This window comes from Gluconobacter morbifer G707 (assembly GCF_000234355.1).
In the GTDB taxonomy this organism is placed as follows: Bacteria; Pseudomonadota; Alphaproteobacteria; order Acetobacterales; family Acetobacteraceae; genus Gluconobacter; species Gluconobacter morbifer.
Genome location: NZ_AGQV01000010.1, coordinates 55861 through 81710, shown reverse-complemented (window position 1 = coordinate 81710; position 25850 = coordinate 55861). Strand labels below are relative to the sequence as shown.

Sequence of the window (25850 nt, the reverse complement as noted above, 5' to 3'; positions counted from 1 at the left end):
ATGTGCGGTGACGCTGTTTTCATGAAAGGACAGGTGGATGGCTTCCGCAGCAGAGCAGCTCGCCGCCAATCTCAGCATGAGTTCGTTTTCCAAAGCGACCGAACTCAAAAAGCGTATCTGGTTCACACTGGGTGCCCTGATCGTTTACCGACTGGGGACTTACATTCCGGTTCCGGGTGTGGATGCAACCGTGATGGGACAGCTTCTGGCCCAGCATCAGGGCGGCATTCTAGGCATGTTCGACATGTTCACGGGTGGTGCGCTTGGACGCATGACCGTGTTCGCATTGAACATCATGCCCTACATCAGTGCGTCCATCATCATTCAGCTTCTCTCCACGGCACTGCCGTCTATGGAGGCGATGAAGAAAGAAGGTGAGGCAGGGCGCAAGAAACTGAATCAGTATACGCGGTATCTGACGGTTTTTATCGCGTTGTTTCAGGCCTATGGCATCGCTGTCGGGCTGGAAAACATGACGGCGCATGGGGCAAGCGCTGTGGTGGCTCCCGGATTGTTCTTCATTCTGTCATGTGTGGTGACGCTTGTCGGCGGTACCATGTTTCTGATGTGGCTGGGTGAGCAGATTACATCCCGTGGTGTCGGAAATGGTATTTCCCTCATCATTTTTGCGGGTATTGTCGCAAATCTTCCCAATGCGATGGCTAGCCTTTTTGAACTGGGTCGTACTGGCGCACTATCGCCGGTCTTCGTGCTTGTTTTCCTGATCCTGGCAGTTGGCGTCCTTGCTTTCATTGTCTTCATGGAGCAGGCCCAGAGGCGTGTGGTCATCCAGTATCCGAAACGGCAGGTCGGGAACCGCATGTTCGGAGGGGATTCCACCCACATGCCGCTCAAGGTCAATACGGCCGGTGTAATTCCGCCAATCTTTGCGTCTTCTGTTCTGCTGATACCTGTTACGATTTCGGGCTTCATGAATGGCCATTCCATGCCTGGCTGGCTTTCTGTACTAGGTCAGCAACTTGGGCAGGGGCAGCCATTGTACATGCTGTTTTACGCGGCAATGATCATGTTCTTCTCGTATTTCTATGCTGCAGTGACCTTCAATCCGGAGGAAACGGCGGAGAACCTGAGAAAGCAGGGCGGTTTTATTCCGGGTATTCGTCCTGGTGCCAATACGGCAGCCTATTTTGACAAGATCCTCTCCCGCCTAACGACGATCGGTGCGCTTTACCTAGTTGTGGTCTGCCTTCTGCCGCAGATCCTGATCAGCAAATATAATGTGCCGTTCTATTTTGGCGGGACCAGTCTCATCATCATTGTGTCCGTTACGATTGATACGGTCACGCAGGTGCAGTCCCATCTGGTGGCTCATCAGTATCAGGGGCTGATCGGTAAGCAGCGTCGTCGCAGCATGCGGACCAATGCATCACAGGGAGTTCTGAACCGGCGATGAATATTATTCTTCTCGGGCCGCCGGGAGCAGGCAAGGGGACACAGGCCAAGCGTCTTGAAAAACAGCATGGTCTGACGCAGATCTCTACCGGCGATATGCTGCGTGCGGAAGTGGCGGCTGGAAGCGAGATCGGGAAAGAGGCGAAAGCCATCATGGAAAAGGGACAGTTTGTCCCTGATCCGGTCATTGTTGCCATGATCCGTAACCGGATCACACAACCCGACTGCAAGCGTGGTTTCATTCTGGATGGTTTTCCGCGGACGGAAAGTCAGGCGGAAGCTCTTGATCAGATGCTGGCGCCGCTTGGTCTGACGATTGATGCTGTCATTCTTCTGGAGGTTGCAGAAGATGAACTGGTTGATCGGATCGCCAATCGGGTGACAGCTGATGGGACACGTCGTCCAGACGATGAACCTGAAGTTGTCCGTTCCCGGTTGGACGTGTATCGCAGACAGACGGCACCAATCCTTCCTTATTATGAGAAGGCTGGACGTCTGAAGCGTGTGAACGGCATGAAATCCGTAGAAGAAGTCGGGGCAGAGATTGATGCACTGCTTCAGGCATCCGGAGAGAAATGATGAAATGATAAAGATCACGAAAAAGTGATATTTATCATTTGACTCATATAGGGTGCTCGGTATATTGCGCGCCCTCGACATAGGTGCAGCCTGATGACCAACCCGCCTGCCGGAATCGGTGCTGGGAGGGCAGTCAGCTGCGATATCATCGACTTGGCTACGGCCAGGCAAGAAACAGGCTGGTACGCGTTTGAAGACCGTACCAATGGGAGTAATTGGCGTGGCACGTATTGCCGGCGTAAACATTCCGACCAACAAGCGGGTGGTCATCAGCCTGCGCTATGTCTACGGCATCGGCCCGTCGACGGCACAGGCAATCTGCAGCAAGCTGGGTATCCCCGCTGAGAAGCGCGTGAACGAGCTGTCTGACGACGAAATCGTCAAGATCCGCGAGCTTATTGATTCCGAATATCGCGTGGAAGGTGATCTGCGTCGTGAAACGGCCATGAACATCAAGCGTCTGATGGATCTGGGCTGCTATCGCGGTCTCCGTCATCGTCGCGGTCTTCCGGTTCGCGGTCAGCGTACTCACACGAACGCCCGTACTCGCAAGGGCAAGGCCGTGGCGATTGCCGGCAAGAAGAAGGCTACGCGCTAAGTCGTAGCTGACTTCTCCTTTCGACGCTTTTCGCTAATTTATCAGGACGACCTCTATCATGGCCAAGGCCGCAGCTCCGCGTATCCGTAAAAAAGAGCGCAAGAATATCATTTCCGGTGTTGCTCACGTGCTGTCCACGTTCAACAACACCATGATCACTATCTCCGATGCCCAAGGTAACGCGATTGCCTGGTCGTCCTCGGGTGCGCAGGGCTTCAAGGGCTCGCGTAAATCCACGCCGTATGCCGCGCAGGTGGCTGCAGAAGATGCAGGCCGCAAGGCTCGCGAGCACGGCATGGAAACGCTTGAGATCGAAGTGTCTGGCCCGGGTTCGGGACGTGAGAGCGCGCTGCGTGCCCTTCAGGCTGTTGGTTTCACGATTACGTCCATCCGTGACATGACGCCCGTTCCCCATAACGGCTGCCGTCCGCGGAAGCGTCGCCGCGTCTAAGTGATGCTCCGCCATGTGTCATGTGGCGCATGGCGGATGTCAGTGATTGCATCTCCTACCGCACCTCCGGTGCGGGCCAGGTGCCCCCAATTCGCGTTGGCGGGCTTCGTTGTTTGAAAGGCCACGACCTTGGTTCTCCAGAAAAACTGGCAGTCCCTCATCAAGCCGGAGAAGCTTGAAGTCGAGCCCGGCCCTGTTGCCTCGCGTATCGCCACCGTCGTGGCCGAGCCGCTGGAACGCGGTTTTGGCATGACGCTCGGTAACGCGCTCCGTCGTATTCTGCTGTCTTCGCTTCAGGGTGCCGCTGTGACGGCCATCCAAATCGATGGCGTTCTGCATGAGTTCTCCGCCGTGCCTGGTGTTCGTGAAGATGTCACGGACATCGTTCTGAACGTCAAGCAGCTTGCCCTGCGGATGCATGGGGAAGGTCCGAAGCGCATGATCCTTACGGCCACGGGGCCGGGGGAAGTCACCGCAGGACAGATCCAGGCTGGACATGACATTGAAATCATGAATCCGGATCTGGTCATCTGCACGCTGGATGACGGCGTGAAGCTTGGCATGGAATTTACCGTCAACATGGGCAAGGGTTATGTTGCAGCTGCAGCAAACCGCCCGGAAGATGCTCCGATCGGACTGATCCCGATCGATGCGATCTACTCGCCTGTGCGTCGTGTGTCCTACAAGGTGGAGCAGACGCGTGTCGGTCAGGTGACTGATTACGACAAACTGCTGCTCACTGTGGAAACCAATGGTGCGGTTACGCCGGAAGACAGTCTGGCTCTAGCAGCCCGGATTCTTCAGGATCAGCTTCAGCTCTTCATCAACTTTGATGAGCCGCGTCCGGTTCAGCATGAAGAGCCGCAGGATGACCTGCCGTTCAATCGCAATCTTCTTCGCAAGGTGGACGAACTTGAGCTTTCGGTGCGTAGTGCCAACTGCCTCAAGAACGACAACATTGTTTATATCGGCGATCTGGTGCAGAAATCCGAACAGGAAATGCTCCGTACGCCAAACTTCGGGCGTAAGTCGCTCAACGAGATCAAGGAAGTTCTCACCGGTATGGGGCTGTCGCTCGGCATGAGCGTCCCGGCCTGGCCGCCCGAGAACATCGAGGATCTGGCCAAGCGTCTCGACGAGACGTTCTGAGAACTTCTAAGGGTAAGGAAAACTAGCAATGCGTCATGGTGTGAGCGGGCGTAAGCTCAACGTCACCTCTTCTCACCGCGCTGCCATGTTCCGCAACATGGCCGTCGCACTCATCAAGCACGAGCAGATCACTACGACGCTGCCCAAGGCAAAGGAACTTCGCCCGGTGGTCGAGAAGCTGATCACTCTTGGCAAGCGCGGCGACCTGCACGCCCGTCGTCAGGCTTTCGCTCAGCTGCGTGACGCGACCATCGTCTCCAAGCTGTTCTCGACGGTTGCTGACCGGTACAAGGCGCGCACGGGCGGGTATTCCCGTGTCCTGAGGGCTGGCGTTCGCTACGGTGACAATGCCGACATGGCCATCATTGAACTGGTGGATCGTGACGTCTCTGCCAAGGGACAGGATAGCGGCCCCAAGCAGATGTCTTCGGAAGAGGCTGAAGCTGCCTGAGTTCTGCTCTCCAGAGCGTTTGAAAAAGCCGGCGCAGCGATGTGCCGGCTTTTTTTATATAAAATGGTTCCCCTTACGCGAAGTTTCGTGATAGGTAACACCTATTCATTGCAGGGCAATGGCCATCTGTTCTCAGGGTGGCCCGGATTTTTTTCCTGATCCCAACAGCGGATCGGGCGTTACCACATTCGCCACATTGTCCGTGGCTCTGGTTGCGGCTTCTGCATCATTTTGAAAAACAGGTTCGAGCACTCTCGTAGGACCTGCAACGACGCATCCCATATCCGGTTCGGCAATGAGGTCGGATCAGGTTCGTGGTGCGCCTCTGTCTGGAGAGCATTCAATGTCTGAAACTTCCGCTGGAAAGCGCGGATTAGCGGAAATTCTGGGTATTCCCAGATCCCTTTTCTGGGCTTTCGTTGGCCTTTTGCTGTTCATGGTAGGTGATGGTGTGGAGGCAGGTTACCTCGATACCTACATGCTGCATCATGGCCATACACAGGGTTTCGTGAACGAGCTGTTCACCTTTTATGGCATCACGGTGATGATCGCTGCCTGGTTTTCCGGGCCTCTTTCCGATCTTCTTGGCCCCAAAAAGGTCATGTGGTGTGGTCTGATCCTGTGGGCGGTACTCGAAGTAGGCTTCCTGTCCCTGGGACTTGGACCGAACAATGGATCGATGATCCTGCTGTTCTATACGCTTCGTGGTTTTGCTTACCCGCTGTTTGCTTACGGCTTCCTCGTCTGGATCGCTGCGGCCACCCCGACCTCCATGCTGGGTTCTGCTGCCGGTTGGTTCTGGTTTTCCTTTTCGGCCGGTCTACCTACTCTTGGTTCCCAGTTTGCACGCTATACGATCCCGCAGATCGGTGAACTCAGGACCTTCTGGTGCTCGCTGGGTCTGGTGATTTTCGGTGGTCTCGTGGCACTGCTCTTTACGCATGAGCCGACGGGGAAAAAGCGTCTGCTGCCTGATCATGTTCCTACGAAGGACATTTTCTTTGGTTCGCTGAGCATCATGTGGCGTGAGCCGAAAACACTGATCGCCGGTATTGTTCGTGTCGTGGATACGTCTTCCGAATATGCTTTCCTTGCAATTATGCCGGCATTCTTTGTCGATCATCTGGGTTTCACGCTGGAACAGTGGCTTAATCTTCTGTCTCTGATCTTCCTCAGCAACATTCTGTTCAACCTTGTTTCCGGCATGATCGCTGATACGCTGGGGCATCGTCTGGTTGTTGCTGTCTTTGGTGGAATTGGTGGGTTCGTGTCCATTCCGCTGTTTTATTATGTCCCGCTGTGGTTCCCGGGGAACTTCTGGGCTGCGGCTGTCGTAGGCATTTTCTACGGTGCGACTGTTGCTGCCTTTGTGCCGCTTTCTGGCCTGATGCCGCAGATTTGTCCGCGTGAGAAAGCGGCAGCCCTGTCCATTCTGGGTCTGGGGGCTGGCGCATCGACCTGGGTTGGTCCTGCTATTGTGGCTGCCTGTGGTGCAGTTTTCGGTCCGGGGCTGGAATATGTGATTTGGGCATTTGCCGTGATCTATCTGATTTCCGCTGGTATGACGATGGCTCTGACCATTTCTCCCGAAGCTCGCCGTTACAACGAGGACGCGGCTGCACGGGGTGACACCACGACGGCAGTGGGTCACTGATCATCTGCTTTAATAGAATGGAAAAAGAAGAGGGCAGTCCGGTAGCGGGCTGCCCTTTTTCGTGGTTATGACGGAAGAAACATCAGGAGAGAAAATAATGAATGCTGATCTGGAAGGGTATCTTGAGGAGGGAGTAGGCCGCCTTCAGGATGGTGCTGGCTGCTCGTTCAGTCGGTGCAGGTTTCAGGAAAAAATCTGTGACCTGTCGAAGGAAAGCCGGGATCTGGCTAGTGACCTGTGGGTGGATCAACCCTTCTTATGGCTCTCGGTCGCTTTTGCAGCTGGCGCGTTTTTGAGCAGATATATTTTGACGGGAAGAAAAACTTCTTAGCCATCCTAACGTTTCGACATGACCACGAACTCTTGGACGAGGTTTTTAGGTCATGCTGCATTACGCTATTGTTTTCTTTATCATTTCCATCATTGCTGGTGTTCTGGGCTTTAGCGGTATTTCTGCTGCGACAGCCGGTATTGCCAAGCTGTTCTTCATCGTTTTCCTTGTACTGGCGGTTCTTGCTATTCTGGCCGGTGTCGCAGGTTTGCACGCTCTCTGAGACTGTTCAGTTTTTAAGCATGAAAAAAGGCGGGTGCCTCAGAGCCCCGCCTTTTTTCGTGTCAGCCGTTCCGATCTCTCTGAATGAAGGACGGGAGGATCGGATTATCCAGTTGAAGTGACCTTTTGGTCGGAAGGTCGCGTACAGTCCAGCCACCACCCAGATCGGTCAGCAAGGCGACTTCTGACAGAAACTGCTGCTGACGGACGCTCAACTGGGTCTCTTCGTATTGAAGGGCGGTCTGCTGGGCGGTGATGACAGTCGTATAGATCTGTGTTCCTGCCAGATATTCGTTCATGGAGACGGCAACAGCAGCTTCCGCGCTATGGACGGCTTGGTTTTGAAGTTTCAGCTGCTGATCCAGATATCTGAGATTGGACATCTGGTCTTCCGTGTCCTGCATGGCAGCAAGAACGGTCTGACGATATGTCGCAACGGCATTGTCGTAATCTGCTTCCGCTTCACGGACAGCGGCCGAGCGGGCGCCACCCTGGAAGATGGTTTCACTTGCAGCAGCACCCAAGGACCAGGTCCGTGTTGCGGTCTGGATCAGTTGCTGAAGAGGGTTGCCACTATATCCATAGGAGGCTGACAGGGTGACCTCCGGGAAGAAGGCACCGATTTCATAGCCGATTTCAGCGTTATAGGCTTCCATGTTGCGTTCTGCTTCAGCCACGTCCGGACGACGTTCGAGAAGCATTGCGGGTACGGCAACGGGAGCTGCGGGAATGTCTTGTGCCAGCGGGGCCGGGGCAAGGGTGACATCCGCCGGTGCGCGTCCCGTCAGCATGGCGATGGCGTGTTCATACTGTGAGCGGGCAATATGGGCGTTAGCCAGACTGGCCTGTGTGGACTGAAGAAGATAGCGCGCCTGAAGCACGCTTGTCGGATCCGCGACCCCGGCCTCGAGCTGGTTCTGCAGGATCTGAAGATTGTGCTGATAGAGGCCGACATTACGGCTGTAGAGATCAATCAGGCTGTCCTGATACCGCATGTCGAAATAATCCTGTGCCAACTGAAGCTGGTAGGACAGGCGCATGTTGGCGACCAGCGCGGCGTCGCCCTGTGTGGCTGTGACCTGTTCTTGGATCTGGCGGCGGATACGACCCCAAAGGTCCACCGTCCAGCTTGCGGAAGGCCCGGTATTCCATGTGTTAGTGGTGTAGGACTGGGTGGACGTATAGGTGAAGCTACCGCTCGTGCTGGTGGCCTGGCTGCCCTGTGAATTACGGTTGAAGCTGAAAGTGCCGTTCAGGGTGGGGAATAGGTTGGCGCGGATGGAATCAACCGTTGCAGCCGCCTTACGATACTGTGCCTCATATTCCTTGAGAGACTGGTTGGACGTCGCGATGCGTTCCTCAAGATCGTTCAGCGTCGGATCGTTGAAGACGGTCCACCAGTCGCCTTTGGGCATTTTCGACAGGTCAGGCTGGACTTTCTGCCATCCGGGAGGAGGAGCGGCTTCCTTGAATTTTGTGGAAATGATGGCTTTGGGGCGATGGTAGTTGGGGCCAACCATGCCGACCATGCAGCCGCTCAGGAAGGGGATGGTGACTGCTCCCAGCAGAAGAAGACGCAGGGACGGATTGCGAAGGGCGGTCATCAGGACTGGCTTTCCCGGGTAGAAGAGAGATGGAGCATGGTGGCGAGACGGGCGCGGAAGCTACGGAGCGCGTTACCGAACCGATCCAGATAGAGAAAGACGACGGGTGTGCTGTATAGCGTCAGAAGCTGGCTGACGATCAGGCCGCCGAGAATGGAGATCCCAAGGGGACGGCGCAGTTCACATCCGTAACCATTGCCGATGATCAGGGGAACCGCACCGAAGGCCGCCGCCAGGGATGTCATGAGAATGGGACGGAAGCGGAGGTGACTGGCCTTGCTGATGGCCTCTACGGCGGAGAGGCCCTCCCGCTGTGCGACGAGGGCGAAATCGATCAGCATGATGGCGTTTTTCTTGACGATACCGATCAGCAGGATCACTCCGATCATGGCCATGAGGGAAAATTCCTGTCCACAGACCTGAAGCGCCAGCAGGGCGCCTACCCCTGCGGACGGGAGAGTGGACAGGATCGTCAGGGGATGGATCAGGCTTTCGTAGAGAATACCCAGAACGATGTAGACCGCGGCAAGGGCAGCGACGATCAGGAGAGGTTCGTCTCCGACAGATTTCTGGAAGGCTGCCGCATTGCCGGCAAATCCGCCGTGCAGGGTGTTGGGAACATGCAGATTGACCATGGCGGCCTGTATCGCGTCCACGGTCGGGCCGAGCGAAGCTCCGGGCGCCAAGTTGAAGGAAATGGTCGTAGCGACGAACTGTCCCTGATGGTTGACCGAAAGTGCCGTGTTCGTATGGCGCTGTCCCGCAACAACAGAAAGAGGGACCATGGTCTCGGCGCTGGTCGTGACAGCGGAACCGCTGGATGCGGATTTGCCTCCGGCCAAGGAGTTCGCCACCGAGTTTTCGTATGACTGCTCACTTTGTGAGAGTGTTGTCGTTGTGGTGGCGGCCCGGACGCGCAGATTGTTTGATGCCGTACCGCCGGCAGCTGTTCCGCCTGATATGCTGATCCACATCTGTTTCAGCATATCAGGGTCCTGCCAGTACTGCGGGGCGGCTTCCATCACGACCCGGTACTGGTTGAGATTGCCGTAGATCACGGATGCGGAGCGTTGCCCAAAGGCGTCGTACAATACGTTGGAGACAAGCTGTGGTGTCAGGGAATACCGGGCTTCCGTATCGCGGTTGAGAGCGATGTTGATGGCCTGTCCGCCCTGTTCGACATCCGAATGGACATCCATGATTGAAGGAATTTTCGCGAAGGCCGCCATGATTTTTGGCGTCCATTCATACAGCTCCTCCGCCGAGGGGCCTTCCAGCGAGTACTGGTAAGCGCCGTCTCCGCTTCGCGCGCCTGTGCGGACGCTGCCAGGAGCCATCAGGCGAAGCTGGGCGCCAGGCGTATGAGAGAAACGGGCTGTCAGGCGCCTGATGGTGGTAGCCAGATCGTCTTTGCGTTCGGATTTCGGTTTCAGCGCGATAAAGATCGTTGCGGAATTGGCCGACCGTCCCCCGACGCCACCCATGACACCTACGACATCCCTGTCACGTTTGATGACCTCCTGAGCCTGGACGACGAGCTTCTGAAGAGCGTGAAAGGAAATGGACTGGTCCGCCACCACGCGGCCCATGATCTGCCCCGTATCCTCGGAGGGGAAAAAACCCTTCGGCATTTTTACGAACAGGATGCCAGCCAGGATCAGCGTGGCGGGCAGAGAGAGTACGACAAGGAAATGGTGACGCAGGGCCCATTGCAGGGACTGTCCATATCCGTGCGTGACAGCGTTGAGCATTCGTTCCAGAAAGCCGCCAATCCGGCCCCAGAAACCCGGGCCGCCATTGGCTGCATGGCTGAGAAGCTGTGCGCTGATCATGGGTGTCAGGGACAGCGACAGGACCATGGAAATGCAGAGCGTGATGACCATCGTCATGGCGAATTCGTGGAACAGGCGCCCGGCGATACCGCCCATCAGCATGATGGGGGCGAACACCACGATTAGCGAGACGGTTATGGACACGACCGTAAAGGCCACTTCTCCCGTCCCCCTGATCGACGCCTCCTGCCGCGAATAACCCATTTCCATGTAGCGGGCGATGTTCTCCAGAACCACAATGGCGTCATCGACCACGAAACCGGTGGAGATCGTCAGGGCCATCAGGGACATGTTGTCGAGCTGATAGCCCATCAGGGACATGACGCCGAATGTCCCGATGATGGAGACTGGCACGACAATGGCCGGGATCAGGATGGCGGTCAGGCTGCGCAGGAACAGCAGCACCACTCCCACCACCAGCACCACCGCGATGACAAGGGTCTGTTTTGTGTCGTCAAGGGACGCGCGGATCGTCTTGGAGCGGTCGATCAGGATGCTGATGTCAGTATTGCCGGGCAGGGCGGTACGCAGAACGGGCAGGCGGCTGCGGATGCCGTCGATCGTCTTGATGACGTTGGCGCCTCCCTGCGTGAAGACGGTGCAGATAATCGCCCGCTGGCCATTCAGGAAGCCGGCCTGACGCAGGTCTTCCACGCTGTCATTGACCTCGGCCATGTCAGTCAGCCGCACGGGCTGGCTGTTGCGGTAGGCAATGACGAGATCGCGGTATTCTTCAGCTTTTGTCGCCTGATCGTTGGTGGACAGCATCATGCGCTGTCCCCGTGCATCCAGAAAGCCCTTCGGCGTGTGGGCATTGGCGGAGGCAAGGGCGGCACGAAGATCCTCGAACCCGATCCCGTAGCTGAACATCCGCAGTGGATTGATCTCGACACGAACGGCGGGCAGGGACGCGCCGCGAATGTCTACGTCTCCCACGCCCTCGATCTGGCTAAGCTGCGGGATCAGGATATTGCTGGCAAAATCGTAGAGTTCCTGCGGGGTGCGGGTGTTTGAGGAGAGCGTCAGGGCGAGAACCGGCGGCCCGTTCGAATTGGCCTTCATGTAGGTCGGGTTCGTGCGCAGAGTGCTGGGCAGATCCTGCCGTGCGCCCTGGAGAGCGGCCTCTACGTCCCGTGCGGCGCCGTTGATGTCGCGCGAGAGATCGAACTGGAGTGTAATGTTCGTCTGGTTGACCGTCGACTGCGAGGTCATTTCCGTTACGCCGGAAATGGCCCCCAGATGGCGCTCAAGCGGCTCCGCGACCGTACTGGCGATTTCGGAGGGAGAGCCACCGGGCTGATTGGCCGTCACCATGATGACGGGGAAATCCACATTTGGCAGATCGGCCACAGGCAGATTGAAATAGCCCATGATTCCGCCCAGAACGAGGGCGACAGCCAGCAGGGTGGTGCCGACCGGACGCAGGACGAAAAGGCGGATCAGGTTCACGAAGCGCCAGTCTGGCTATGGGAAGAAGATGTCCCCCGGTGGCGACGGCTCAGAAAGGCGCGGCCCTTCTGTCCCAGTTCATCCATGAAAAGATAGATGACTGGCGTGGTGAACAGAGTCAGGAGCTGAGAGAGCATCAGGCCGAAAACGATCGCCACACCGAGTGGACGACGTAGCTCGGAACCGACCCCTGAACCCAGCAGCAGAGGCAGGGCACCGAAAAGGGCGGCAAGGGTTGTCATCAGGATCGGACGGAAGCGCAACTGGGCCGCCCGCTTGATGGATTCCAGCGGGGTATGCCCCTCCAGACGTTCGGCTTCCAGGGCAAAGTCGATCATCATGATGGCGTTCTTCTTCACGATGCCGATCAGCAGGACGATGCCGATGATCCCCATGATGTCGAGATCCATCCCGAATACATAGAGCCCAAGCAGGGCACCGATGGCGGCGGAAGGAAGGGTGGAGAGGATCGTGATGGGATGGATGTAGCTTTCGTACAGGATTCCCAGAACGATATAGACCGCGATGACGGCGGCCATGACCAGCCAGGCCTCATTGGACAGGGAGGAGCGGAAAGCCGCCGCCGTGCCTTGGAAGGCTGTCTGGAAGGCAGGCGGCAGTTTGATCTGCTTTTCCGCACGTTCGATCGCGTTGGTGGCCTGTCCAAGCGAGTATCCTTTTGTGACGTTGAAGGAAACCGTCGTGGCCGGGAACTGACCGTAATGGCTGATGAGAAGCGGCGCGAGGGCATGCGAGACCGTCGTGACCTGATTCAGGGGAACGAGGCCGGAGGTTGGCTGACGGGTCGGGCCGGAGGTGCTGCCACCTGCTTCGGAGGAAATCCCCGGCAAATAGAGCTGGTTGAGGGACATCAGGTCCGTCTGGAGTTTCGGGTCGGCTTCCAGAATGACGCGATACTGGTTGGACTGGGTGTAGACCGTGGTGATCTGGCGCTGTCCGTAACTGTCATACAGCAGGTTGTCGATCGTTTGGGGCGTGATGGAATAACGCGCGCCGGTCGGACGATCGAGCGTCAGCTGCGCTACCAGTCCCTCGGCCTGGAGGTCGGATGTGACATCCGACAGGGAAGGCTCCTTTTTCAGTTCGTCCACGAACTTCGGCACCCATGTCTTGAAGGTGTCGTAATCCGGGTTCTCCAGCATAAACTGGTACTGAGTGGCTGAAATGGAGGAATCCAGGGACAGGTCCTGAATGGGCTGCACGAAAAGTTGCGTCCCCGTGACCTGCTCTCCGAGCCGGGAGAGGCGGCGCATAATGGTCTGGAGATCATCGCTCCGCTGTTCGCGCGGTTTGAGATTGATGAGGAAACGGCCGACATTCAGCGTCATGTTCTGGCCGTCAATACCCACGAAGGAGGACAGGCTGACGACATCTGGGTCCTTCAGGATTACCGCGCCCAGTTCGGCCTGCTTCGCTTTCATGCCCTCGAAGGAAATCGCCTGTGACATGACGGAGATGCCCTGTATGACGCCGGTATCCTGTACGGGGAAGAAACCCTTGGGGATGGTCCAGGCCAGAACGCCGGTCAGGACGATGGTCCCGACCGTTACGAGCAGGGTCGTTACACGGAACCGCAGCACCACGTCGAGCCAGCGTCCGTAACCGGCGATCAGGCTGTTGATGGCGTGTTCCGTGCCATTGGAGATGCGGCCCCATAGACCACTGCTGCGGGACGGGGCATGTGTGTCCGACAGGAGGCGGGCGCACATCATGGGCACGAGCGTCAGGGACACGATCGCGGACAGGACGATCGTGATTGACAGGGTCATGGCGAATTCATGGAACAGACGCCCCACGACATCCTTCATGAACAGCAGGGGAATCAGCACCGCGATCAGGGAGACGGTCAGCGAGATGATCGTGAAGCCGATTTCTTCCGAGCCCTTCAGGGCAGCAGTGTAGCGGTCTTCTCCAGCCTCGACGTAACGGGCAATGTTCTCGATGACGACGATGGCGTCATCGACCACAAAACCGGTCGCGATTGTCAGGGACATCAGGGACAGATTGTCGAGCGAGAAGCCCAGCAGATACATGGCCGCCAGCGTGCCGATCAGGGAGAGCGGGACAGACAGGCTGGGAATGATCGTGGCGGGCAGGTTGCGCAGGAAGACGAAGATCACGCCCACGACCAGCAGCATGGCCAGTGCGAGGTCATATTCGACGTCACGGACCGAGGCGCGGATTGTGGTTGTCCTGTCCGTCAGGGGGGTGATGTCGATCCCAGGCGGCAGGTCGAGTTTCAGCTGTGGCAGGACGCGCAGAACATTGTCCACCACGCCGATCACGTTCGCGCCGGGCTGTCGCTGCACGTTCAGGATCAGGGCCGGCGTGTTGTTGGACCATGCCGCAAGCTGGGCGTTCTCGGCTCCTTCCACAACGGTCGCTACGTCACGGACGCGGATGGGACCATCGTTCTGGTAAGCAATGACCTGGTTCATCAGTTGTGCGACAGACTGGATCTGCCCGTCGATCCGCAGGGAGGTCGAGCGTTTCGGACCGTCGAAGGTACCGGTCGGGGAGTTGACGTTGACCGTACTGATGATGGTGCGGAGCGTATCGATTGCGATGCCGTAGGAGGTCAGCTTCGGGATGTTGACCTGAATACGGTAGGCCTTGCGGTTACCGCCTGACAGCGTCACGAGGCCAACGCCGGAAATCTGGCTGATCTTCTGCTGAAGGCGCGTGTTGACGTAATCCTCAACCTCCGGCAGCGGCATCGTTTTCGACGTGATCCCGAGCGTCAGGACAGGGGTGTCGGCCGGATTGACCTTCGCATAGATCGGTGGAGCGGGCAGATCGGTCGGGAGCAGCGAGTTGGCGTTGTTGATCGCGGCCTGAACTTCCTGCTCTGCCACATCCATGGACATGTCCAGCCCGAAACGCAGGGTCACGACCGAGGCGCCACCGGAGGACTGTGACGTCATCTGGTCGAGGCCCGCCATCTGGCCAAGTTGCGTTTCCAGCGGAGCCGTGACCGACGTGCTCATCACGTCGGGGCCAGCGCCTGGATAATAGGTCGAGACGGTGATCGTCGGGTATTCGACCTGAGGCAGCGCGGAGACTGCCAGAAAATGATAGCCAAGCAGACCGCTCAGCAGGATGGCGAACATCAGGAGGCTGGTGGCAACCGGGCGCTCGATGAACAGGCGGGACGGATTCACGGTCTTGCTGTTCCCTGTGAGCGGTCAGTGGTTGCCGGGCGTGGCGGAGGAGGCCGGATCGTTGTCCTTGCGGGGCGCATCAGTGCTCTGCTGACCGTTACGCTGATGCCGGGCCTGCTGGCTGCTTGCCTGCTCGGCCTTCGTGTTCTGTGTGGCAGGCGTGGAAGTGTCAGGGATGGACACTTTCTGGCCGGGGCGCAGATGGCTGACGCCATCCGTCACGATCCGGTCGCCAGCGTTCAGACCGGACAGGATGACGGCGTTCATGTTGTCCGTCTCTCCGACCTGCACCTTGATCGTCTCTACCGTCATATCCGGTTTGACGCGATAGACGAATTGGCCGTCCGGACCGGTCTGAAGGGCGTTTCCAGGCACGAGAATGACGTTTTTCAGGGTCGTGACCTTCAGATGAGCGTTCACGAATTCATTCGGGAAAAGACGTTCGTCCTCGTTCGTGAAGATACCACGCATACGGACCGTACCTGTTGCCGTGTCGATCTGGCTGTCCAGCGCCTTGACGGTACCGGTCGCGATCTTCTGTGTGTTGTCGCTGTTCCATGCCTCGACGGGTAGTTCGCCATCCATGCGGAGATGATCAGCTACGGCACCAAGCTGGTTTTGTGGGACCGTGAAGATCACGGAGATGGGCTGCATCTGAGTCAGGATGGTCAGGCCACCGGACTGTCCCGCCGTGACGTAGTTGCCTGCGTCGAGAACGCGGATACCGACGCGTCCGTCTACAGGTGCCACGATATGGCAGTACATGACGTTCAATTCGGCATTACGGACATTCGCTTCATCGAACTTCACGGTGCCTTCAAGCTGCTGGACAGTGAATTCCTGGTCCCGCGCGGTCATGGCGGATGTTGAATCCTGCCGGATCAGGCGCTGATAACGGGCATTGTCAACGCGGGCTTTCTCAAGCTGGGCCTTATCTGCGGCGAGAGTACCACGATACTGGGCCAGGGTGGCCTCATAGGGGCGCGGATCGATCAGTTCCAGTTCGTCACCCTTATGAACGTGCTGGCCTTCCTGATAATAGACGGCGAGTATATGTCCGTTCACGCGTGGCGTAATGGTGACGTTGGTGATTGGAACTACGGTACCCAGCAGTTGCAGGATGACAGGCATGTCTCCCGTATGGGCGGACGCTACGGCGACGGGCTGTACGTCACCTGTCGCTTTGGTCTTGTGCCGGTTTCCCAGATAGGTCTGGGGGCGGAAAATGGCGAAAAGAACCAGCAGGATAACCAGTCCGACAACCCCGCGGATGATCCACCGTTTGCGGGGGGCAGGTGGAGCAGCCTGATGGCTGCTGTCCGTAAGGCGGTCGCTGGAGCCGGCCGTCTGCTGATTCATGGTTGTTCTGTCTTTCCCGTGCGACTGAAGAGAGAAGCATCTGATGCAGCTTCCCTTCCTTTGTTCTACCTATAAGACAGGCTTTTCCATCCTGCCATGACGGCACCTTAAATCCTGTTCAGTTTTTGACCGAAGGGCTGGAATTTCAAAATCGAAACATTCCGTTACGGTTGAGTGGCTCTTGTTCGAGGCTTAATGAGACATCATATCGTCTGGGAACCGGATCTGATTGACGACGTTGTTGCGGGATCGGATTCTACGCGGATACAGGAGAGAATAAATGGCTGACACGACTGAAAAGAAGGTTGAAGGCCTGCTTGATGAAGCCAAAGGGCGCGTCAAGGATGGCATCGGCGGTCTGACTGGAGACGCCAAGGCCCAGGCCGAAGGCAAGTTTGACCAGCTTTCCGGTATGGCTCAGCAGGAATTCGCTGACCTGTATGATGAAGGCGAGACGAAGCTCGAAGCTGCGACGGCCTTCGTTCAGGATCGTCCCCTGATCTCCCTCGCGATTGCGACAATTGTCGGTGCGATTATCGGTGGCCTTTTCTTCGGTCGCAAGAGTTCCTGAAGCTTCACGCAGACAGGACTCTTTATGCTAGAAGCCTCCCGGAACACTCCGGGAGGCTTTTTTCGTATGGAATGGTTCTACGAGAACAACGGCCAGCAGATCGGCCCGGTATCCCGGGAGGAAATGCTGCGCCTGATCATGCAGCAGCGGATCCGACCGGAGACGCTCGTCTGGACGGCGTCCTTCGGATCGTCATGGCGGCCGGCAGCCGGTTCGGGGCTGGTGTCTCCGTTGACGGGGCTGCTGCGCTTTTCAGCCGGGATACCGGAACACTGGGCGTGGGTTGTGCTGGTTGGTCCCTGGCTGATGCAGCGGGCAACACTCCTGATCCTCAACTGGCGACATGTAGCGGATATTCAGCGTCTCAATACGCTTTCACTCGTGGGGCTGATGTCGCTTGTCCTATTCCTGACGGCCTTCATGCTGGATCGGAACGCGATCAGGGAAAGCGGGGCCAAGCCTCCGGGCTTCTGGTGGTGGCTTTTCCTGCCGGGTTATTTCTGGAAACGCCGGCGCATCGTACGAAGTGGCACGACGCTGTTTCTGGTGAGCGTGATGATGCTGACTTTCAACGTGGCTGAAAACATCCAGCAATGGCCACAGATTCAAAAAAATATTCAGATTCTGCAACATAAGCAGGTCTCTTCACATCCGGCTTCGGGGGCGGATGAGCAGCGCGAAGAGTTGTAATAGTCTGTAAGAACGAGTCTTCGAGATCACACTTGACAGTGTAATCTCGATCAGAAGTAATTTTTGGGCTTCCCTTACGAGTCGCCATGATTCAAAACCGATTCGGAGATCACGTGATGAGCCAGATCGGCCGGGGAGCAGACAAAGAATGCCAGATTATGCCCTTGAAACCGCTCATGGCGGGCTGGTCGTCGGGATCGACGAAGTAGGGCGAGGTCCTCTGGCTGGTCCGGTTGTAGCCGCTGCCGTGGCATTCCGTCGCGTCCCTTCCGATGCCATTTCGGACCTTCTGGATGATTCCAAGAAACTGAGCGCAAAGCGACGCCTCGCCGCTTACGTCGCCCTGATGGAAGAGCCGGATGTACTGATTGGCCTTGGAGCGGCATCCGTGACTGAAATCGAGCGGATCAATATTGCGCAGGCCTGCCATCTGGCCATGCGACGGGCGCTAGATCGTCTTGGTGCCAGGCCTGATCTCGCCCTGGTGGACGGAAAGCACGCCCCGAAACTGGATTGCCCTCTCAGAATGGTTATTGGCGGAGACGGGATCAGCTTGTCCATCGCCGCGGCATCCATTATCGCCAAGGTAACCCGGGACAGGCTCATGTCACGGCTTGCCACCCGTCACGATGCCTATGGCTGGGAACGCAATGCCGGTTACGGCACGGCAGCGCATATGCAAGGCCTGAAGAGCCGGGGTGTAACCCCTCATCACAGGCGCGGATTTGCGCCCATCCGAAACATGATTGAAGCAGAGGTGCACGCAGCATGACCGGTGAAATTCCCCTAGACCAGATTCTGCGTGGCGAATGTATCGAAACCATGAGGACACTGGCGGATGGCAGCGTGGACTGCATCTTCGCCGATCCACCGTATAATCTGCAACTCCGAGGGGAATTGCGGCGTCCGGATGAAACGGTTGTCGATGGTGTTGATGATGCCTGGGACAAGTTTGACGATTACGCCACCTATGACAATTTCACGCGCGAATGGCTGAGCGAAGCGCGCCGCATCCTGCACAAGGACGGGACGATCTGGGTAATCGGCTCCTATCATAATGTGTTCCGCCTGGGCGCCATTCTCCAGGATCTCGGCTTCTGGATCCTGAATGACATTGTCTGGCGCAAGTCCAACCCGATGCCGAATTTCCGGGGGCGCCGCTTTACCAACGCCCATGAAACCCTGATCTGGGCGGCCAGAAGTCCACAAAGCCGCTATCGGTTCAATTATCAGGCCATGAAAGCCCTGAATGATGACCTGCAGATGCGCTCCGACTGGTATCTGCCGCTCTGCACAGGCAATGAGCGACTCAAAAACGAACATGGCCTCAAGCTGCACCCGACGCAGAAGCCGGAAAGTCTGTTGCATCGGGTAATTGTCGCTTCAACCAATGCGGAAGACGTGGTCCTCGACCCTTTCTGTGGCAGCGGCACGACGCCGGCCGTCGCCAAGCGTCTCGGGCGGCATTACATCGCTATCGAGCGGCACCCTGATTACGTCAAGGCTGCGCGGGAGCGGGTGGAGCGTGAGGAGCGCCTGCCGGCTGATCAGTTGGCCATCACGCCCGCAAAGCGGGAAATGCCTCGTATTCCGTTCGGAAGTTTCGTTGAAACCGGAGCGCTTCCCGCCGGAACCATCCTGTATGACCGGCAGAAAAGATTGAAGGCGACAGTGGCGCCTGATGGAACACTGGTTTCCGGAAAGCAGCGGGGGTCAATTCACAAGCTGGGTGCGGCACTGACCAATGCCCCATCCTGCAATGGCTGGACATTCTGGTATTTCGAACGGGACGGACAGTTCGTACAGCTTGATATCCTGCGTCAGGAAAATCAGGCGCTGCGAAACGTCGGATAACAGGTTTTCCAGGGACACGGGGCAGAACAGGCTCGCTCCGTGTTTTTTTATCGGCCCCCGTTCAGTCCAGAAGCCTCAACGCCCCGCAAATCCTAGGAAACCGATGGACGGGTCCGGTGTGCCGCCATGCGTATCGAAGCGCGGTGAGGCGGCTTTTGCCACAGGACGTTCAGTCGTGGCTGCTTTCCCGCCAATGGTCAGATGGCCGCTGCCGCCTTTCGTGTCTATGCCACTGTCGCTCACGCTGTTTTCGATGCGTCCGTCCGGATTGTAGGTCCGCATGGATAGCAGAAGGAACATGATCTCGTTGCGGTTGAGATCAATGGCCATGTCCAGCGGGGTCTGATCCAGAACGTTATGGGCACTCATGTCAGCGCCACGGTTCAGGGCTTCCTTTGCGGCGTTCAGTGAACCACGGTTGATCGCATCGAAAAGCGCGGTCGTCGGATTCACGTCCACACGGGCATGGCCCATGTCATCGTCGCTGCCTTCCGCACCTGGCAGAGCCGAAGGTGGGGCCGCGCGCTTGGCAGCCTTGCGGGCTTCGGCTTTTTTCTGATTTTCCTCGGCTTCCTGTTCGGCCTCAGCCTCGTCCGCCGTCTGGGCGTGGGCGTGATGCAAGGGCACAAGAATGAGCGGCGTAGTTGCTATCGCCGCAATCAGCAGGAAACGGGGCAGGTTCAAAAGCAGTCGCATAGGCATCAATATACTGCGATCCATAGGGTTCGGCGAGTCTCATGACGCGCCTTCCGCAAGTTGTCACGATCTTTATTCAGCGTCCTTCACGCCACCACCCGAACGCAAGAAAAATCATCGCCAGTACAAGAGCCGCTGCTCCAGGGAAAAGATCCCGTGTGCGTGTTTCTCCTGAAACCGGTGCCGTGCTGACGGGCAGACCGATCCAGTCTGATCCGACCATTGCCTGTCCGGCTGAAACCTGCCGCAGGTGAGGCACACCATCCGCAACCCAGTCCGTTCCACCACCTGAAAGATGGCTCAGGCCGCCCATGACCGTGGCGGTTGCGCGCAGATCCTGCTGCTCCAGCGGATCATGGGTCACAGGACTGGCGAAGGCAATGAGATCATCCTGACGGACCGTCCAGATACCCGGTGCACCTGCATGGAGGCTCCCGTGCCACAGACCCTTGCCACCGGTCATGGAAACCGGATGTTTCTGTCCATCGGGGGCTGTCACGAAGGCTTGGGGCGAGACGGTCTGCCCTGCGGCATGGCGTTCAACGAGGAGTTCACCGTTCTCGATCCGGGCGGTCAGGCGGTTTTCCTCAAGGTCCGGCTCTTTCATCAGCCAGTGGGAGAGGCGGCGCAGGAGTTCGGCTTGCGGACCGCCACCGCCTTCTCCGCGGGACCAGAGCCAGAGCTGATCTGAGAGCAGCATCGCGACGCGGCCCTGACTGACATGGTCCAGAAGCAGGAGCGGAGAGCCATCTGGTCCGTGCATCAGATCCTCGCCATGGGAGGTATCAGAGCGCAGGGCACGGTACCATGGTCCCCAGTCCGGGTTCAGGCCAGCCGTGACGGGGTGGGTCTTCCCCAGTTCGGTGAGGGTGGGGCGGAAGGGCTGGACCGTGATGCCGCCCGGTGGGACATGCGCGGGAAAGACCTGGGCCAGGGTGGTATCCTGAAGGGAGCCGTCCTGCAGGAATTCCGGCCCACCCGTCACCAGCAGGCCGCCACCGTTGCGGACATAATCGGCGATGTTGGTCAGGTATTCTTCCGGCAGGATGTTGCTGTTGCGGAAACCATCCAGAATGATGAGGTCGAAACTGCGAATCTTTTCTTGGAACAGTTCCCGGATCGGAAAGGGAATTAGCGCCAGATCGGAGAGGGGCGTGCCGTCATCGGTATTGGGGGAGCGCAGGATGGTGAAGTGAACTAGATCAACGGAAGGATCTGCCTTCAGAAGACGGCGCCAGACGCGCTCTCCCTGATTGGGTACGCCGGAAACCAGCAGAACCCGAAGGCGGTCGCGTACTCCCCGGATGCGCACGACATCGCTGTTGTTGGTCGTGGAGGCTTCTCCCGCAAGCGATGAAACAGAGAGGCCCACAAGGGTTTCGCCCGGGTGCTGGACCGCCACCGTGATGTCCTGTGGCTCACCGGTGCGGACCGTTCTCGTGGCTGGAGGTGCGTCACCGGAGCAGACGGTAAGGGTCGCTTCTGAAGCGCCAGTGGCGCCAAGGTCATCGATCTGAACGCGGATCGTCGCGTTCTGTCCCACGATGGCATAAGGCGGTGTGCTGAGGATGCGGAGATGGCGGTCCTTTTCTTCTCCATGGGCGGTCAGGAGAAGGTGGAGAGGTAATATCTGGTGTCCTGCATCCTGAAAACGGGTGGGCAGACGGGCAGGAACGTCATGATCCATGCCATCCGTCACGAGAATGGCTCCCGCAAAACGTCCCTGTGGAAGATCAGCCTGATCCAGGGCACTGAACAGGCGTGTGCCGTGACCAGTGCCGGTCACATCGACGCGGTGCAGGGTCAGGCCCGGAAGATGGGCGGCTTCCTGCATCAGGTGATCGGCCGTCCGGTCGGCAATGCCAGTGCGGGCGCCGACCTGCATGGAGCCGGAACGGTCCACGAGCAGGAGCGCATCCTGCGGGACGGGTTTCAGGACAGGATGAAGGGAGCGCGGCCCGGCCAGCCAGCCCAGAAGAACCAGTACGGCCAGTGCCCGCCAGATCAGCCCACGTGCCCCACGGACTGCGCCATAAAGGGCGCCAATGATGACAAGGACTGCAATGCTGCCGAGAACCCAGAGTGGCAGCATGGGAGCGAGATCGAACCTCATGGCGCGTCCTCCTCATCCATAGTGCCATCGGGCATGTTTCCGGTCGGAGCCGCCCCGCCAAGGCGGCGGAGCATTTCCGGGTAATGGGCCTGGTCGCTCTTGTAGTTTCCGGTCAGGGCGTAGAGCACCATGTTCACCCCGAAGCGGTAAGCCTGCGTGCGCTGGTCCTCGCCGCCGGGCAGGACGGCATAGGGATGGTTCCCGGAGGCATCCACGGCCCAGGCATGGTTCCAGTCTCCATTGCCGATGATGACGGGGCTGACATCGTCATTTGCTTCATCACCGTTTCGGGCGACATAGACGGGCTGGCCTGCGATGCGGCCTGGAAAGCCGTCATGCAGAAGGTAGAACGTGTGCCCCAGGACATGCCTGTCGGTCAGGGTGGCGAGCGGTGGCACGACAAGGCCATCCGTGACGCGCTTCAGGGCTGCCCGGACGGCGGCTCCCCCTGATCCGGAATCCATGTCTGTTCCGGCGCCTTCCTCATCGATCAGGAGGATGCCGCCGTGTTCCATGAAGCTGTTCAGGGCTTTCGTGCGGGCGGCGTCAGGTTGTGCGTCGGCCGTGATGGGCCAGTACAGCAGCGGATAGAACGCCAGATCATCATGACCCGGCACGACGCCGTCTGGATGGCCGAGCGTGGCGGAACTACGGGCTGTCGTGTAATCGGACAGGCCCTGAAGCCCTTCCCGGGAAACCGCATCTACATCCTCATGGCCTGTCAGGACATAGGCCAGACGTGTCTCCAGTGCGGCCTGGGGAACCTTGGCCGGCAAGGGGGGCAGCGTGGTCTGCGCCCGAAGTCCGGATGACGTGACGCCAAGCATCATGATAACGCCCAGAAGGCCACGCCGTCGCAGGGAAAGAAGAAAATCGAGCATCAGTATCGCCAGCCCTGCCACCAGAAGCCATGGGCCGATGGGACGGTCGGGATGGGCTCCGTTCGGTGTCAGGGCCGTTCCGAGCAGAGGTTCTTCCTCAAGCGGCATGGCATCATCGGAAAGATTGAGCGCATGGGTGCCATGTGCCGGGCCGTAAAGACCTGCCGGATGGGTCACGCTGACAGGCGTATGGCCCAGCGCATCCACACGCAGGGAGCGGGCCGCGGGCGGGGGCATGACAAGGCCGCCGTCACTTGCCGCGATGCGCCATGGTGCCAGCTCCGCCGGGCCACCACCGGCCACACCGGCGGAACGCTCAATCAGCCGTTCCAGCATCTGGGGAAAGAGGCCTGAAAGCGGCAGATTCGACCAGTCTGGTGAAGCCGTGACGTGGAACAGTACGATCTCGCCGCTTCCTTCGCTGCGGGCTGTCACGAGAGGGGTTCCATCCGCCAAGGCGGCCCAGACATGGTCGGACAGGCCGGTTTCCGGGCGAGCCAGAACCTGACGGGAGACGGTCACATCGGCGGGAATCGAGAGATCGGCAAAAGGAGAGCTGTCAGGGAAAGCATCAAGGGCCTGCGGCTTACCCCAGGACATGGGACCACCCAACTGACGCATTCCACTCATGAGCGGAACCGGCAGAAGCGGATCCGGCCTCCCGTCGGGAGGCGTGTTCTGGTCCGGCGCCTGCTCGGCTGCAAGGCCCGGCCCTGCGAAACGGACCAGCATCCCACCGTGACGGACCCAGTTCAGGACACGGCTGCGAGTCTGTTCGCCGGACAGTGCGCCATCTGTGGCGATCAGGACGGAAAGCGGTGAAGAGAGCAGCGCAGATGCATCGCCGGAATGCAGGTCTGACAGGGTCTGGAGAGCGCGGTCGAGAAAGAAGGCGGACCCGATGAGAGGGGTTGTGTCGCCGGGTGTCTGAAGCAGGCCGACGGGCCGGCGACGGTCAGCCTGCCCCATCAGGTGCAGGCCGGCGGGACCGTGCACGCCTTCAATCGTCAGCCGGTCCAGCTGGTTGCGCAGCATGGCGGGCAGCGACAGAGCCTGATCCTGTCCCACCTTCAGTGGATAGGTCGCCAGCGTGCCGCCACTGGCGGAGACGGCATGCAGCGTCAGTGTGCGGGACGGGCAAGACAGACCCTCCACGCGGGCATGCAGTGCGCCGTCCGGCTTCCGGATGGTCGACAGGCGAAGAACATCGCAGATGTTCCAGCGCATGTCCTGCACGGAGCGGGCGCGGGTGAAAGCGGCCCTCAGTTCGGCATCCTCTCTGGTTGCCAATCCATCGGACAGGAGAAGAATCCGTTGTCCGGACAGGTCCTGATGATGCAGGAGTTTCGTCAGTGCCCGACGATCAACTGGCCAGGGCTGGGGGCGGAGACGGGAAAGATGTTCTGACAAGGCATGAGCATCACGGGTCGTGAACGGTTCTTCAAGGGCGCCGTCCGGGCCACGCGCAGTATGAACAAGGGTCACGGCATGACCACGCCGAAGGGTGTCTTCACCGAGGGCCAGCGCCGCGGCGATCCGTTCGTTCCAGTGGGGGATACTTGCCCAGCCATCGTCAAGAACCAGCGTTAGCGGAGCGGATTCCTGTCCGTTATCGTGCGGGATCAGGACAGGACGGGCCAATCCCAGGATTACGAGCGCGACGGCCGCCAGGCGCAGCAGCAGGAGCCAGAGCGGGGAGCGCGCGGCGTCTTCTCGCACGGACCGCAGCCGGTTGAGGATCAGCAGTGAGGGAAAGGCGCGTTCCCGTGGAGCGGGCGGTGTGGCGCGGACCAGCCACCAGAGGGCGGGAAGCGCCAGAAGGCCGAGCAGGAGGAGAGGAGACAGCAGGATCATCGGCCTGCTCCCATCGCCATATGCAGGGCCAGCAATGCTGGAAGGGGATCATGGGACGTATTGTGGAGAATGCAGTCCACATGCAGAGATGCTGCGCTCCGGGTAAGGGCATCCAGATGGGCCGTCATGGCCTGATCGTAGGCCTGATCGAGGCTTTCCATGGCGGAGAGGGTCAGCACGCCACCTTCCAGTCCCTCGAAGCGGATGCGTCCGGCCTGATGCAAGCTGCGTTCTTCCGGATCAAGGATGCAGAGAAGATGCGTGCGGACGGGATGGCGGGAGCAGTCTCGCAGGAAAGCGTCGATTCGGTCTTCTTCCCACAGGAAATCGCTGACCACGACCAGATCGGCCCGGGTCGGTATGAGAGCGACGGGCGGCAGATCGGGCTCGTTTTCGCGGGGATGCAGCAGGGCTTCTGCCAGCCGGGGGAGAACCTGCCGTCCCGCGAAGGCGCGTCCGGTTTCCGGCCCTGTCAGCAGGCCGACACGCTCTCCGCCGCGCAGGGCCGCCGCGGCCAGGGCAAGCGTACACAGACGCGCGCGTTCTTCCTTGGTGGGAAGCGCATTGGATGAGCGCCACTCCATGGAGGCGGAGGGATCGCACCACAGCATCAGGGACTGGGCGTTTTCGCGCTCCCTTTCCCGTACCCAGAACGTGTTTTCCATCGGGGAGCGGGCGGACTGGCGCCAGTCGATGGCAGTGGCCGGTTCTCCAGGATGATAGGGGCGGAACTGCCAGAAATCCTCACCGCTACCAGTCCGGCGACGGCCATGGACACCAGCATACAGGCTGGAGGCAATCCGTTCCGCATGCAGGACCAGCGCGGGAAGGGGCAGCGCCTCGGCCGGAGCGGTCACGGACGGGGCCGCGGTCCTGTTCCGGCGGGAGAACAGTCCGCGAAGCGTTTCAGTCGGGCT

At 58.8% G+C, this 25850-nt stretch carries 21 protein-coding genes; 13 read left to right on the top strand and 8 right to left on the bottom strand.

Annotated features, from left to right (window positions below; genetic code table 11):
* Positions 1-37 precede the first annotated feature (37 nt).
* From secY to GMO_RS13970, 9 genes are all read left to right on the top strand, one after another.
* Positions 38-1414: a preprotein translocase subunit SecY gene (gene secY, locus GMO_RS10565; protein ID WP_008852388.1), complete on the top strand. Its 1377-nt coding sequence runs from the start codon at positions 38-40 to the stop codon at positions 1412-1414.
* Positions 1411-1992 (top strand): adenylate kinase, encoded by a 582-nt coding sequence (locus GMO_RS10560; RefSeq protein ID WP_008852387.1) that lies wholly within the window; start codon positions 1411-1413, stop codon positions 1990-1992. Before secY ends, GMO_RS10560 begins: the two co-directional genes overlap by 4 nt.
* A gap of 220 nt (positions 1993-2212) precedes the next feature.
* Entirely contained in the window at positions 2213-2590 is a 378-nt protein-coding gene (gene rpsM, locus GMO_RS10555) for a 30S ribosomal protein S13 (RefSeq protein ID WP_008852386.1), read from the top strand.
* A 58-nt stretch (positions 2591-2648) separates the two neighbouring features.
* Positions 2649-3041, top strand: coding sequence for a 30S ribosomal protein S11 (rpsK, locus tag GMO_RS10550; protein WP_007282744.1), 393 nt, complete (start codon positions 2649-2651; stop codon positions 3039-3041).
* A gap of 129 nt (positions 3042-3170) precedes the next feature.
* Positions 3171-4190 carry a DNA-directed RNA polymerase subunit alpha gene (locus GMO_RS10545; RefSeq protein WP_008852385.1) on the top strand — a complete coding sequence of 340 codons (1020 nt, stop codon included), beginning with the start codon at positions 3171-3173 and terminating at the stop codon, positions 4188-4190.
* A gap of 28 nt (positions 4191-4218) precedes the next feature.
* Positions 4219-4641: a 50S ribosomal protein L17 gene (gene rplQ, locus GMO_RS10540; RefSeq protein ID WP_008852384.1), complete on the top strand. Its 423-nt coding sequence runs from the start codon at positions 4219-4221 to the stop codon at positions 4639-4641.
* Positions 4642-4984: 343 nt separating this feature from the next.
* Entirely contained in the window at positions 4985-6295 is a 1311-nt protein-coding gene (locus tag GMO_RS10535) for an MFS transporter (RefSeq protein WP_008852382.1), read from the top strand.
* Positions 6296-6392: 97 nt separating this feature from the next.
* Entirely contained in the window at positions 6393-6626 is a 234-nt protein-coding gene (locus tag GMO_RS10530; RefSeq protein ID WP_040509263.1) for a hypothetical protein, read from the top strand.
* A gap of 52 nt (positions 6627-6678) precedes the next feature.
* Positions 6679-6849 (top strand): DUF1328 domain-containing protein, encoded by a 171-nt coding sequence (locus GMO_RS13970; RefSeq protein ID WP_008852380.1) that lies wholly within the window; start codon positions 6679-6681, stop codon positions 6847-6849.
* Positions 6850-6910: 61 nt separating this feature from the next.
* Here GMO_RS13970 and GMO_RS10520 read toward each other — a convergent pair whose 3' ends face one another.
* The 4 genes from GMO_RS10520 to GMO_RS10505 are packed head-to-tail and all read right to left on the bottom strand — an operon-like array spanning position 6911 to position 16274.
* The gene (locus GMO_RS10520) at positions 6911-8452 is read right to left on the bottom strand and encodes an efflux transporter outer membrane subunit (RefSeq protein WP_008852379.1); all 1542 of its coding nucleotides are present in this window, start codon (positions 8450-8452) and stop codon (positions 6911-6913) included.
* Positions 8452-11733 (bottom strand): efflux RND transporter permease subunit, encoded by a 3282-nt coding sequence (locus GMO_RS10515; protein ID WP_008852378.1) that lies wholly within the window; start codon positions 11731-11733, stop codon positions 8452-8454. The genes GMO_RS10520 and GMO_RS10515 overlap by 1 nt, the downstream gene beginning before the upstream one ends.
* Complete coding sequence (locus GMO_RS10510) at positions 11730-14915, bottom strand: efflux RND transporter permease subunit (protein WP_008852377.1); 3186 nt, start codon at positions 14913-14915, stop codon at positions 11730-11732. Before GMO_RS10510 ends, GMO_RS10515 begins: the two co-directional genes overlap by 4 nt.
* 24 nt (positions 14916-14939) lie before the next feature.
* The gene (locus tag GMO_RS10505) at positions 14940-16274 is read right to left on the bottom strand and encodes an efflux RND transporter periplasmic adaptor subunit (protein ID WP_008852376.1); all 1335 of its coding nucleotides are present in this window, start codon (positions 16272-16274) and stop codon (positions 14940-14942) included.
* 280 nt (positions 16275-16554) lie between these two features.
* On the opposite strand from GMO_RS10505, the gene GMO_RS10500 reads away from it, so the two are divergent.
* The 4 genes from GMO_RS10500 (at position 16555) to GMO_RS10485 (ending at position 19389) form a co-directional block, all read left to right on the top strand.
* On the top strand, positions 16555-16845 hold the full coding sequence (locus tag GMO_RS10500; RefSeq protein WP_008852375.1) for a CsbD family protein: 291 nt from the start codon (positions 16555-16557) through the stop codon (positions 16843-16845).
* 24 nt (positions 16846-16869) lie between these two features.
* On the top strand, positions 16870-17535 hold the full coding sequence (locus GMO_RS10495) for a DUF4339 domain-containing protein (protein ID WP_245528478.1): 666 nt from the start codon (positions 16870-16872) through the stop codon (positions 17533-17535).
* Between the two features lie 148 nt (positions 17536-17683).
* A complete protein-coding gene (locus tag GMO_RS10490) occupies positions 17684-18307 on the top strand; it encodes a ribonuclease HII (RefSeq protein WP_008852373.1) in 624 nt (207 codons plus the stop codon).
* Positions 18304-19389 (top strand): site-specific DNA-methyltransferase, encoded by a 1086-nt coding sequence (locus tag GMO_RS10485; protein WP_008852372.1) that lies wholly within the window; start codon positions 18304-18306, stop codon positions 19387-19389. The genes GMO_RS10490 and GMO_RS10485 overlap by 4 nt, the downstream gene beginning before the upstream one ends.
* Before the next feature lie 75 nt (positions 19390-19464).
* On the opposite strand, the gene GMO_RS10480 is transcribed toward GMO_RS10485, so the two are convergent.
* The 4 genes from GMO_RS10480 to GMO_RS10465 all read right to left on the bottom strand — a co-directional run bounded on the left by GMO_RS10480 (position 19465) and on the right by GMO_RS10465 (position 25790).
* Positions 19465-20085, bottom strand: coding sequence for an ankyrin repeat domain-containing protein (locus GMO_RS10480; RefSeq protein WP_040509465.1), 621 nt, complete (start codon positions 20083-20085; stop codon positions 19465-19467).
* A 76-nt stretch (positions 20086-20161) separates the two neighbouring features.
* On the bottom strand, positions 20162-22198 hold the full coding sequence (locus GMO_RS10475) for a hypothetical protein (RefSeq protein WP_008852370.1): 2037 nt from the start codon (positions 22196-22198) through the stop codon (positions 20162-20164).
* Complete coding sequence (locus GMO_RS10470; protein ID WP_008852369.1) at positions 22195-24933, bottom strand: DUF4159 domain-containing protein; 2739 nt, start codon at positions 24931-24933, stop codon at positions 22195-22197. The genes GMO_RS10475 and GMO_RS10470 overlap by 4 nt, the downstream gene beginning before the upstream one ends.
* Positions 24930-25790 carry a DUF58 domain-containing protein gene (locus tag GMO_RS10465; RefSeq protein WP_245528477.1) on the bottom strand — a complete coding sequence of 287 codons (861 nt, stop codon included), beginning with the start codon at positions 25788-25790 and terminating at the stop codon, positions 24930-24932. Before GMO_RS10465 ends, GMO_RS10470 begins: the two co-directional genes overlap by 4 nt.
* Positions 25791-25850: the final 60 nt, after the last annotated feature.